This is a genomic window from Aquipuribacter hungaricus (assembly GCF_037860755.1).
Taxonomy (GTDB): domain Bacteria; phylum Actinomycetota; class Actinomycetes; order Actinomycetales; family JBBAYJ01; genus Aquipuribacter; species Aquipuribacter hungaricus.
Genome location: NZ_JBBEOI010000128.1, coordinates 1 through 10633, shown reverse-complemented (window position 1 = coordinate 10633; position 10633 = coordinate 1). Strand labels below are relative to the sequence as shown.

Annotated in this window: 11 protein-coding genes; 9 read left to right on the top strand and 2 right to left on the bottom strand. The window is 76.7% G+C overall.

Features of this window, described 5'->3' with window-relative positions; genetic code table 11:
• Window positions 1-79: 79 nt before the first annotated feature.
• Genes alr through tsaD form a run of 6 tightly spaced genes read left to right on the top strand, consistent with a single transcriptional unit; the run spans window position 80 to window position 5557 of the window.
• Complete coding sequence (alr, locus tag WCS02_RS13060; protein WP_376983948.1) at window positions 80-1399, top strand: alanine racemase; 1320 nt, start codon at window positions 80-82, stop codon at window positions 1397-1399.
• Window positions 1396-2607, top strand: a complete 1212-nt coding sequence (locus WCS02_RS13055) for an alpha/beta fold hydrolase (RefSeq protein ID WP_340293921.1) — start codon at window positions 1396-1398, stop codon at window positions 2605-2607. The genes alr and WCS02_RS13055 overlap by 4 nt, the downstream gene beginning before the upstream one ends.
• 13 nt (window positions 2608-2620) lie before the next feature.
• Window positions 2621-3235 (top strand): tRNA (adenosine(37)-N6)-threonylcarbamoyltransferase complex ATPase subunit type 1 TsaE, encoded by a 615-nt coding sequence (tsaE, locus tag WCS02_RS13050; protein ID WP_340293919.1) that lies wholly within the window; start codon window positions 2621-2623, stop codon window positions 3233-3235.
• Window positions 3229-3963 (top strand): tRNA (adenosine(37)-N6)-threonylcarbamoyltransferase complex dimerization subunit type 1 TsaB, encoded by a 735-nt coding sequence (gene tsaB, locus WCS02_RS13045; protein WP_340293916.1) that lies wholly within the window; start codon window positions 3229-3231, stop codon window positions 3961-3963. The genes tsaE and tsaB overlap by 7 nt, the downstream gene beginning before the upstream one ends.
• Window positions 3960-4496 carry a GNAT family N-acetyltransferase gene (locus WCS02_RS13040; protein WP_340293914.1) on the top strand — a complete coding sequence of 179 codons (537 nt, stop codon included), beginning with the start codon at window positions 3960-3962 and terminating at the stop codon, window positions 4494-4496. Before tsaB ends, WCS02_RS13040 begins: the two co-directional genes overlap by 4 nt.
• Window positions 4493-5557, top strand: a complete 1065-nt coding sequence (gene tsaD, locus WCS02_RS13035; RefSeq protein WP_340293912.1) for a tRNA (adenosine(37)-N6)-threonylcarbamoyltransferase complex transferase subunit TsaD — start codon at window positions 4493-4495, stop codon at window positions 5555-5557. Before WCS02_RS13040 ends, tsaD begins: the two co-directional genes overlap by 4 nt.
• Before the next feature lie 197 nt (window positions 5558-5754).
• Here tsaD and WCS02_RS13030 read toward each other — a convergent pair whose 3' ends face one another.
• Window positions 5755-7011 (bottom strand): class I SAM-dependent methyltransferase, encoded by a 1257-nt coding sequence (locus WCS02_RS13030; RefSeq protein WP_340293910.1) that lies wholly within the window; start codon window positions 7009-7011, stop codon window positions 5755-5757.
• A 254-nt stretch (window positions 7012-7265) separates the two neighbouring features.
• Between WCS02_RS13030 and groES the strand changes: the two genes are divergently transcribed.
• The gene (gene groES, locus WCS02_RS13025) at window positions 7266-7565 is read left to right on the top strand and encodes a co-chaperone GroES (protein WP_340293908.1); all 300 of its coding nucleotides are present in this window, start codon (window positions 7266-7268) and stop codon (window positions 7563-7565) included.
• A 164-nt stretch (window positions 7566-7729) separates the two neighbouring features.
• Window positions 7730-9343 carry a chaperonin GroEL gene (gene groL / locus WCS02_RS13020; protein ID WP_340293905.1) on the top strand — a complete coding sequence of 538 codons (1614 nt, stop codon included), beginning with the start codon at window positions 7730-7732 and terminating at the stop codon, window positions 9341-9343.
• 288 nt (window positions 9344-9631) lie between these two features.
• On the opposite strand, the gene WCS02_RS13015 is transcribed toward groL, so the two are convergent.
• Entirely contained in the window at window positions 9632-9928 is a 297-nt protein-coding gene (locus WCS02_RS13015; RefSeq protein WP_340293903.1) for a WhiB family transcriptional regulator, read from the bottom strand.
• A gap of 288 nt (window positions 9929-10216) precedes the next feature.
• On the opposite strand from WCS02_RS13015, the gene WCS02_RS13010 reads away from it, so the two are divergent.
• Window positions 10217-10633 (top strand): MerR family transcriptional regulator (locus WCS02_RS13010; protein ID WP_340293901.1); only part of this gene is annotated, 417 nt, incomplete at its 3' end.

The window sequence follows — 10633 nt, the reverse complement described above, 5'->3', positions numbered from 1 at the left end:
GGCGGACCGCTGCGCGCGGCGGCCGTCGCCGACGCGCTGGCGGGGGCCGTGGCGGGCGCGCGCGCCCGGTCCTGGGACCATGGCTGACGTGACCGCACGGACCGACGCCGCCGACCTGGACGGGACCCGCCCCCCGGGCACGCCCGTCACGGGCACCCTGCTCCCCGCCGCCTCCCCGCACGCCCACGTGGACGCCCACCTCCAGGCGGACCTGGGCGCCGGGACCGACGTGGGGACCGGGCACGTCGTCGTCGACCTCGACGCGGTCGCCACCAACGTCAGCTCGCTCGCCCGGCGCACCGGCGTCCCGGTCCTCGCCGTGGTGAAGGCCGACGCCTACGGCCACGGCCTGGTGCCCGTCGCCCGGGCCGCGCTGGCCGGCGGGGCGTCCTGGCTCGGCGTCGCCCAGCTCGACGAGGCGCTGCGGCTGCGCGAGGCCGGCGTCGACGCCCCCGTCCTGGCCTGGCTGCTGTCGGGGGACGCCGCCCCGGTGGCCGCCGCGCTGCGGCGGCAGATCACGCTCGGCGTCTCCCACCCCCGCCACGTGGAGGCCGTCGTGGCCGCCGCCCGGGCCAGCGGCCAGGTCGCCGACCTGCACGTCAAGGTCGACACCGGGCTGCACCGCAACGGCGTCGACCTCGCGGACCTGCCGGCGGTCGCCCGCACCCTGGCCGAGGCCGAGCGCGACGGCCTGGTCGCGGTGAGCGGCGTCTTCAGCCACCTGGCCTGGGCCGACTCTCCCCGCCACCCCACCGTCGACCTGCAGGCCGCCGCCTTCGACGGCGCCGTCGACGTGCTGCGCGAGGCGGGCCTGCGCCCCGGGCTGCGGCACCTGGCCAACTCCGCCGCCACGCTCACGCGCCCGGACCTCCACCTGGACATGGTCCGGCCCGGCCTCGCGGTGTACGGCCTGTCCCCGGTGCCAGACCTGGCCACGCCGGCCGAGCTCGGGCTGCGGCCCGCGCTCACGCTGCGCTCGCGCCTGGCGCACGTCCGGCGCGTCGCGGCGGGCGAGGGCGTCTCGTACGGCCACGCCTGGTCCGCGCCGACGGACACCGTCCTCGGCCTGCTGCCGCTGGGCTACGCCGACGGGCTGCCCCGCTCCACCACCGGCCGCGCCGAGGTGTGGGTGGGCGGCACCGGCGGGCGCCGCGTCCCGGTCGTCGGCCGGGTGTGCATGGACCAGGCCGTCGTCGACCTGGGTCCCGGGGCCCGGGAGGACGTCGGCGACGAGGTCGTCGTGCTCGGGCCCGGGCTGCTCGGCGAGCCGACGGCCGAGGACTGGGCGGTGGCCGCCGGCACGATCTCCTACGAGATCGTCGCGCGGCTGGGCTCCCGGCTGCCGCGCCGCTGGTCCGGCTCCGGCGACGTCGTCCTGGAGGAGGAGCCCGCGTGGTGAGCGTCCTGTCCGCGCTCGACCCCCGCGCGGCGCACGACCGCACGCCGTGGGGCCTCATCGGTCTCGGCGCGGGGCTCGCCGCGGCCGGCGTCGGGGTGGCCGCGGGGGTGGCCGCCGACCGGGTCCGCTCGCGCCGGCGCGACGTCGACGCCGTCTTCGACCGCGAGGGCCTGGACCTGCTCGGCAAGGTCCACGGCGAGGAGTACGAGCTCCACACCGACGACGGCGTCCGCCTGCACGTCGAGGTCGACGACCCCGGCCCGCGCGACGGGACCACGCCCCCGCTCACGGTGGTCCTCGTCCACGGCTACGGCCTGTCCAGCCAGTCCTGGCACTTCCAGCGGCTCGCCCTGCGCGGCCGCTACCGCGTGGTGACCTACGACCAGCGGGGCCACGGCCGCTCGGACATCGGCCCGGCCGGCAGCTCGCGGATCCGGCGGCTCGGCGCCGACCTGGAGCAGGTGCTGCAGGCTCACGCGCCCGAGGGCCCGGTCGTCCTCGTCGGGCACTCCATGGGCGGGATGACCGTCATGGCGCTGGCCAAGCGCCGCCCCGAGCTGTTCGGCACCCGCATCTTCGGCGTCGGCCTGGTGGCGACCAGCGCCGGCGACCTGTCGACGCTGGACTTCGGGCTGCCCGGCGGCGGCGCGGTCACCCGCGTCGCGCCCAACCTGCTCGGCGTCCTCGCCCGGCAGCCGCGCCTCGTGCTGCGCGGGCGCCGGATGGTCGCCGACGTCGAGCGGCTCATCGTGCGGCGCTGGTCGTTCGCCTCGCCGGTGCCGCCCGAGCTCACCCGCTTCGTCGCCAAGATCATCGCCGACACGTCGATCGAGGTGGTGCGCGACTTCCTGCCCGGGTTCACCGAGCACGACGAGAAGGACGCGCTGTCGGTCATGGCGGACCTGCCGACCCTGGTCCTCGTCGGCGACCACGACCTCATGACCCCGCCCCGGCACTCCGAGGCGATCATGCAGGCGCTGCCGCACGCGGAGCACGTCGTCGTCCGGCACGCCGGGCACCTGGTCATGCTCGAGCACCCGGACGTCGTCTCCGGGCACGTCCTCGACCTCGTCCGCCGGGCGCTGCGCCTGGCGGACCCGGAGTCCGAGCCCGTCCCGCAGCGGGCGCTGCGCGGTGCGGCCGCCGCGGTGCAGCGCCTCGTGGGGCGGGAGCAGCGCGGCCCCGAGGAGGCCGGCCGCAGTGCCTGAGCCGACCGTGACCATGGCCGGTTCCCCGACCGACCCGCCGACCGTGCGCTGCGCGACGGCCGACGCCACCCGGGCGCTCGCCCGGGCGCTCGGCGCCGAGCTCGTCGGCGGGGACGTCGTCGTCCTCACCGGCCCGCTCGGCGCCGGGAAGACGACGTTCGTCCAGGGTCTCGCCCTCGGGCTCGGGGTGACCGCGCCCGTCACCTCGCCGACCTTCGTCCTGGCCCGCCACCAGCGTCCCGACGCCGCCGGCCCCCGCCCCGACGGCCCCAACCTGGTCCACGTCGACGCCTACCGCCTCGCCGGTGCGCTCGAGCTCGACGACCTGGACCTGGACTCCGACCTGGACCGCTCCGTGGTCGTCGTGGAGTGGGGCGAGGGGCTGGCCGAGCGGCTCAGCCCCGCGCGCCTGCAGGTGCACCTGGACCGCGAGCCCGCGGCCGCCGGTGGCACCGCGGCAGCCGGCGGCGCAGCAGCCCTCGCCGGGGCCGACGCCGAGGAGGCCTCGCCGGGCGACGAGCCCCGGACCGTGCGGGTCGAGCCCGTCGGCCTGGAGGCCGCCCGGACCGCGCGGGTGCTCGCCGCGGTGCGCGGGGTCCCCGGGGTGCGGGAGGCTCAGGCGTGCTGATCCTCGCCCTGGACACCTCGACGTCCGTCCTGTCCGTCGCGCTGCTGGGGGAGCACGAGCCACCGTCGGCGCCGCGCGCCGCCCGTGCCGTGCACGAGGGCAACCGCCCCGCCGAGCTGCTCGCCCCCACCATCAAGGCCGTCCTCGCCGACGCCGGCGTGGGCCCGGCCGACCTCACGGCCGTCGCCGCGGGCGTCGGTCCCGGGCCGTTCACGGGGCTGCGCGCGGGCCTGGTCACCGCCCGGGCGCTCGCCCACGTGGTCGGCGTCCGGGTGCACGGGGTGTGCGGGCTCGACGCCCTCGCCGCCGAGGCGGTTGCCGCCGGTGCGCCCGAGGACCTCCTGGTCGCCACCGACGCGCGCCGTCGCGAGGTCTACTGGGCCCGCTACCGGGGTGGCCGGCGGCTCGGCGACCCGCAGGTCTCCGACCCCGCGCTGCTCGCCGGCGCCGCGGTCGAGCACGGGCTGCCTGTGGTCGGCGGCGGCGCCGCGCTGTACGCCGACCGGCTGCGCACCCTGGGCGCCACCGTCCTCCTCGAGGTCGGCGCGTCCGGTGCAGCCGACGGGTCCGAGGGTCTTCTCCCCGTCGCCCCTGCCGCGGCCTGGGTGGCCTCGCTCGCGCGTGACGGCCTGGCCGGGTCCGGCCCGCAACCGCTGCCCCCGGAGCCGCTGTACCTGCGCCGCCCCGACGTCCAGGAGCCCGGCAGCCCCAAGCGGGTGGGCGGGTGAGCGGGACGGCGGTGGCGCCGATGCGCTGGTGGGACCTCGACGACGTCCGCGAGGTCGAGGTGCCGTCCTTCGGGCCGGACGCCTGGACCCGCGAGTCGTTCCTGTCGGAGATGGGCCAGCCCGGGCGCCGCTACCGGGTGCTGCGCGACGCCGACGGCACCCTGCTCGGCTACCTCGGCGTCGTCGCGCACGGCGCGGACGCCGAGCTCCAGACGATCGCCGTCGCCCCCGACCAGCGGGGGAGGGGGCTCGGCCGCACCCTGCTGGCCGCCGCCGTCGACGCCGCCCGCGAGGCCGGCGCCCGCCGCCTGGACCTCGAGGTGCGCGAGCACGACCCGGTCGCGGTGGGGATGTACACCGCCGCCGGGTTCCGCCGCCAGGGCCGGCGCCCCGGCTACTACTCGCCTGCCGAGCCCGGCGGCGAGCGGGTGGCCGCGCTGCTCATGCGCCTGGACCTGCCCGCGCGGCGGGAGCCCGTCGCGGCCGGACCGGCCCTCGCGGCGGGTGCGCCGGACGCGCAGGTGGCCTCGTGAGCCGGCCCGACGGGCCTCTCGTCCTGGGCATCGAGACCTCGTGCGACGAGACCGGGGTGGGCCTGGTCGTCGGCAGCACGCTGCTCGCCGACGCCCTCGCCAGCAGCGTCGACCAGCACGCCCGCTTCGGCGGGGTCGTGCCCGAGGTCGCCAGCCGCGCGCACCTGGAGGCAATCCTCCCCACGCTCGACCGGGCCCTGTCCGACGCCGGCGTCGCGCTGTCCGACGTCGACGCCGTGGCCGTCACCAGCGGCCCGGGCCTGGCCGGCGCCCTCGTCGTCGGGGTGTCCGCGGCCAAGGCGCTCGCCCTCGGCCTGGGCGTCCCGGTCTACGGCGTCAACCACCTGGCCGCCCACGTGGCCGTGGACACCCTCGAGCACGGACCGCTGCCCGAGCCCGCGGTCGCGCTCCTGGTCTCCGGCGGGCACTCCAGCCTGCTGCGCGTGGACGACGTCACCGCCGAGGTCGAGGTGCTGGGCTCCACGCTCGACGATGCCGCGGGCGAGGCGTTCGACAAGGTCGCCCGCCTGCTCGGGCTGCCGTTCCCCGGCGGCCCGCACGTCGACCGCGCCGCCCGCGACGGCGACCCGGCCGCGGTCCGCTTCCCGCGCGGGCTCACCGGTGCCGGGGCGGTGGCCCGCGACGGCACCGACCACCGCCACGACTTCAGCTTCTCCGGGCTCAAGACGTCGGTGGCCCGGTGGGTGGAGCGGGTCCGGGACGAGGGGCGCGAGGTGCCGGTGGCCGACGTGGCCGCGTCGTTCCAGGAGGCGGTCGTCGACGTCCTCAGCGCCAAGGCGGTCGCCGCGTGCCAGGCCGAGGGCGTCGAGCACCTGCTCCTGGGCGGCGGCGTGTCGGCCAACAGCCGGCTCCGGGCGCTCGTGCAGGAGCGGGCCGAGCGCGCCGGGCTCGTCGTGCGGGTGCCCCGGCCCGGGCTGTGCACCGACAACGGCGCCATGGTCGCGGCGCTGGGGTCGATGCTCGTCGCGGCGGGACGGGAGCCGTCAGCCTGGGACCTCGGCACCGACCCGTCGCTGCCCGTCACCCGCGTCCAGGGCTAGGCGGCCGCGTCCGTCGATGATGACTGCGCGCGTGCCCTTGCCGGCGCTGCGGGGGGCGGGCGCGATCGATGACGACTGCGCGGGTGCTCTGAGGGGCCGGTCAGCGGGTCCGGACGGTCGAAGACGACTGCGCGGGTGGTCCTGGCGACGCTTTCGAGGCCCGCCGGGGTGGCGGGGCAGGCGTGGACCGGGCCCGCTCAGACCAGCGGGTCGCAGACCAGGACGATGCGCTCGTCGCCCCGGCGGGTGAGCACGACGGTGGCCTCGCGGTCGCCGTCCAGGCGCAGCGCCCGGCGCAGCTCCTCGGGCTCGACGGGGCTGCCGCGGCGCTTGACGGTGACCCGACCCACCCCCTGCGTCTGCAGGTAGGCCCGGAGCCGCTTGAGCCCCCACGGCAGCACGGCGTGCACGGCGTAGGAGCGGGCGAAGGGGCTCGTCACCGGCTCGTCCGTCGTGATGTAGGCGATCATCGGGTCGAGCAGGCGCCCGCCCAGCTGCTCGGCGACGTGCGCCACCAGGCCGGCCCGGATGACGGCCCCGTCGGGCTCGTGCAGGTAGCCGCCGACCGGGCCCACCGGGGCCGGGCCCAGCCCGACGTCGGTGAGGGTGCCCGCCTCCTGCACCTGCTCGTCGCCGCCGGCACCGGGCACCGTGCGCAGGACGGTCGCTGAACGGAGCGTCCCGGGCTCGGCGGCCGCCCCCCACCACAGCACGGCCTCGACGACGTCGCCGTCCACCGACGTCCAGGCCGCGGACCAGCCGGCGGCCGGCCCGCCGGGGGCGACGAGGGCGTGCTCGATGCCGGGGGCGGCCTTGATGCCGACGCTGCCCACGCCCGTGCCCGCCAGGCCGAGCGCCCACGACAGGGCGGGGGACCACTGCTCCGGGTCCTTGAGGCGGCGGCCGTCGCGGCGGCGGGCGGGGTCGACCCAGGCGGCGTCGGTCCCGCCCGGCGTGCCCGGGCGGGGGACCGGCAGCCCGTCCGGGAAGGCCTCGGCGTCGCCGAGGTGGACGACGGCGTGCTCGAGGTGGCGCAGGTTGACCGTCGCGACCGCGGCGGTCGCGGGGTCCCGCTCCACGGCGTCGACGGCGATGCCCATGCCGGCCACGGCCATGGCGTCCACCCCGATGCCGCAGCCGAGGTCGACGACGCGGGTGGCCCCCGCCCGGCGGAACCGGTCGGCGTGGCGGGCCGCGACGGGCAGCCGGGTGGCCTGCTCCAGCCCCTCGGCGGTGAACAGCATGTGGTCGGCGAACCCGCCGAGCTTGCCCCGGGCGGCGGCGCGCAGCCGGGACTGGGTGAGGGCCGCCGCCACGGTGGCCGGCGCGGCCCCGGCCTCCCGCAGCCGCGCCCCCAGGCCGAGGGCGGTCGCCGGGTCGTACGGGGGCAGCGCCTCCAGCAGCGCCCAGCCGTCGGGGTGCAGGACGGGGGTCACGTCCTCGGCCGCGCTCACGGTGCCACCACGGCCCGATCCTGCCAGCCCGCCCCGGCGGACCAGCCCCGCGTCGCCCGCGGGGCCCACTACCTGGCACTCGGGTTGACCGAGTGCCAGCGTCTCAGTAGTGTCCTTTCTGGCACTCGACGGCATCGGGTGCCAATCGCCTGACGACGGGTCGGCACCCGCGACGACGTCCCGTCCACGGCGGACCAGACCATGAGGTCGACCGATCGGTCGGACCTGCAGCCTGTCGCGAAAGAGGTGCACACGTGGCTGTCTCCATCAAGCCGCTCGAGGACCGGATCGTCGTCCAGACGCTCGAGGCCGAGCAGACGACGGCCTCCGGCCTCGTCATCCCCGACACCGCCAAGGAGAAGCCCCAGGAGGGCACCGTCCTTGCGGTGGGCCCGGGTCGTTTCGACGACGACGGCGAGAAGCGCATCCCGCTCGACGTCAAGGTCGGCGACACGGTGCTCTACAGCAAGTACGGCGGCACCGAGGTCAAGTACGGCGGCGAGGAGTACCTGATCCTCTCCGCCCGCGACGTCCTCGCCGTCATCGAGAAGTGAGCTGACACGACCCCACAGGTCGTGACGCAGCGAGGCTGACGCCGCCCCGGCCACCGGCCGCGGGCGGCGTCGTCCGTCGCGCGCAGCACGTGCTCCGCACGGGACCAGCACGGTCCCGCCCACCCGTGGCCCCCCGGCCACCCCCGCGCCACCACAGGAGTGACATGAGCAAGAGCCTGTCCTACGACGAGACCGCCCGGAAGGCGCTGGAGCGCGGCGTCGACGCCCTCGCCGACGCGGTCAAGGTCACGCTCGGCCCCAAGGGCCGCAACGTGGTCCTCGCCAAGTCCTTCGGCCCGCCCGTCATCACCAACGACGGTGTCACCATCGCCCGCGAGATCGAGCTCGAGGACCGCTTCGAGAACCTCGGCGCGCAGCTGGCGAAGGAGGCCGCGACCAAGACAAACGACGTCGCCGGCGACGGCACCACCACCGCCACCGTCCTGGCCCAGGCCATGGTCCACGAGGGCCTGCGCAACGTGGCCGCGGGCGCCTCGCCCGGTGGCCTCAAGCGGGGCATGGACGCCGCGGTCGCCGCCCTCGAGGCGCGCCTGGACGACATCGCCGTCGAGGTCACCGACTCCGCGTCGGTCGCCCACGTCGCCACCGTCTCCGCCCAGGACCCGTCCGTCGGCGAGACCCTCGCCGAGGCCTTCGACAAGGTCGGCCGCGACGGCGTCATCACCGTGGAGGAGGGCTCGACCACCGGCGTCAGCCTGCAGTTCTCCGAGGGCATGCAGTTCGACAAGGGCTACCTGTCCCCGTACATGGTCACCGACACCGAGCGCATGGAGGCCGTCCTCACCGACGCCCACGTGCTGCTCGTCGGCGGCAAGGTCTCCACCGTCAAGCAGCTGCTGCCGCTGATGGAGAAGGTCCTGCAGACCTCCAAGCCCCTCTTCGTCGTCGCCGACGACCTCGAGGGCGAGGCGCTGTCCACGCTCGTCGTCAACAAGATCCGCGGCACCTTCACCGCCGTCGCGGTCAAGGCCCCGGGCTTCGGTGACCGCCGCAAGGCGATGCTGCAGGACATGGCCGTGCTGACCGGCGCGCAGGTCGTCACCGCGGACGTCGGCCTCGACCTGGAGACCGTCGGCCTGGACGTGCTCGGGTCCGCCCGCCGCATCGTCGTCACCAAGGACGACACCACGATCGTCGACGGTGGCGCCGAGCCCGACGCCGTCGCCGCCCGCGTCGGCCAGATCAAGGCCGAGATCGAGCGCACCGACTCCGACTGGGACCGCGAGAAGCTCCAGGAGCGCCTCGCCAAGCTCTCCGGCGGCGTCGTGGTCATCGAGGTCGGCGGCCACACCGAGGTCGAGGTCAAGGAGCGCAAGCACCGCGTCGAGGACGCGGTCTCCGCGACCCGCGCCGCGATCGAGGAGGGCATCGTCGCCGGCGGCGGCTCGGCCCTCGTCCACGCCCGCACCGCGCTCGAGGGCGACCTCGGCCGCACCGGTGACGAGGCCGTCGGCGTCGCGATCGTGCGCCGCGCCGTCAGCAAGCCGCTGTGGTGGATCGCCAGCAACGCGGGCCACGAGGGCTCCGTCGTCGTCGACAAGGTCGCGGCGCTGCCCCCGGGCCAGGGCCTCGACGCCGCCACGGGCGAGTACACCGACCTCATCGCCGGCGGCATCGTCGACCCGGTGAAGGTCACCAAGGCCGCCCTGCGCAACGCCGCGAGCATCGCGGCGATGGTGCTGACGACCGAGGCGCTCGTCGTCGACAAGCCGGAGCCGGCCGCCGACGACCACGGTGGCCACGGCCACTCGCACTGACGCACCCCCCGGGCGGAGGCCCGGGCGACGAGGCCCCCGCCGCACCTCGGCGGGGGCCTCCGTCGTCCCCGGGGGAGTCCCGGCCGCCCCGCCGTCGCCGCCAGGGTGGGCACGCACGACGAAGGCCCCCTCTGACGTGTGTCGGTGGGGGCCTTCGTCAGCCGTGACGTCAGGTGCAGGATCCCGTCGTCACGGGCAGGTGGTGCGATCGGGATCCGTGCCAGCCACGCCGCGTTGCGGCGCCGCCTGGTAGGTGGAGCACCACGGCGCCGGGGCGCCGTACGGGGGTCAGCTGGCGGCAGCCAGCCGGCGGCCGCGGGTGTAGGCGGCCTCGCGCTCGTCCTCGGTCATGCCGCCCCACACGCCGTAGGGCTCGCGGACGGCGAGGGCGTGGGCCCGGCACTGCACCATCACGGGGCAGGCCTGGCAGATGGCGACGGCGGCGGCGTCCCGGTCGCGTCGGGCGGGGCCGCGCTCGCCTTCGGGGTGGAAGAACAGCGTGGTCTCGGCACCGCGGCAGGCACCGTCCATCTGCCACTCCCACTTCTCGGCGACGGGTCCGGGCAACCTCGAGATCTCGGCCATGAGTTCCTCCTGCAGTGCGGTGCCGGCGGTCGGGTGGCCGCTGACGGTCGTGCGGGACCCGATCTGGCTCGATCCGGCACCGTTGTCCTGGTCTGGACAACCTAGCAACCGCGCCAGACGTTGTTCAAGCCCTGTGCAGAACCAGTTCAGGAGCGTTGTCCGGCGCGATTGACCAGGCGTACGGCAGTGCTCTTCCCCAGAACGGCGCTGAACATGCGATCACGTCCGCGTGTCGCCACACTCGCCCTCATGGCAGAGGCACCGACGGGTCGTCGTGGAGGCGACCAGGTGCCCCGTCCGATGCTGACGGTGGCCGCCGTCGCCCGGCGCCTGGGCGTCGCCCCGGCCACGCTGCGGACCTGGGACAGGCGCTACGGCCTGGGCCCGTCCGAGCACACCGCGGGCTCGCACCGCCGCTACTCCGGCATCGACGTCGCCCGCCTCATGGTCATGCGCCGCCTCACGCTGGAGGGGGTGCCGCCGTCGGAGGCGGCCTCCATCGCCCGCGCGAGCGACGTGCAGGAGGACGCCGGCCTGGCGAGCGTCACCGCCCTGACCGTCCGTCCCGTGCCGGTCGGGGGCCCCTCCGGCCTGCCGCCCGCCCCGGTCTCCGCCCGTCCTTCGCCGGGCTGGCTGCCCGGTGGACCGGACGACCTCGGGCCCCCGCCCGCCCCGAGGCGCGCGGCGCCCGCCCCGGTCCTGCCC

Coding starts and splice junctions, on each gene's coding strand:
- WCS02_RS13015 (WP_340293903.1), bottom strand. CDS start 9,928: ATGGCCGAGATCTCGAGGTTGCCCGGACCCGTCGCCGAGAAGTGGGAG.
- groL (WP_340293905.1), top strand. CDS start 7,730: ATGAGCAAGAGCCTGTCCTACGACGAGACCGCCCGGAAGGCGCTGGAG.
- alr (WP_376983948.1), top strand. CDS start 80: ATGGCTGACGTGACCGCACGGACCGACGCCGCCGACCTGGACGGGACC.
- tsaE (WP_340293919.1), top strand. CDS start 2,621: ATGGCCGGTTCCCCGACCGACCCGCCGACCGTGCGCTGCGCGACGGCC.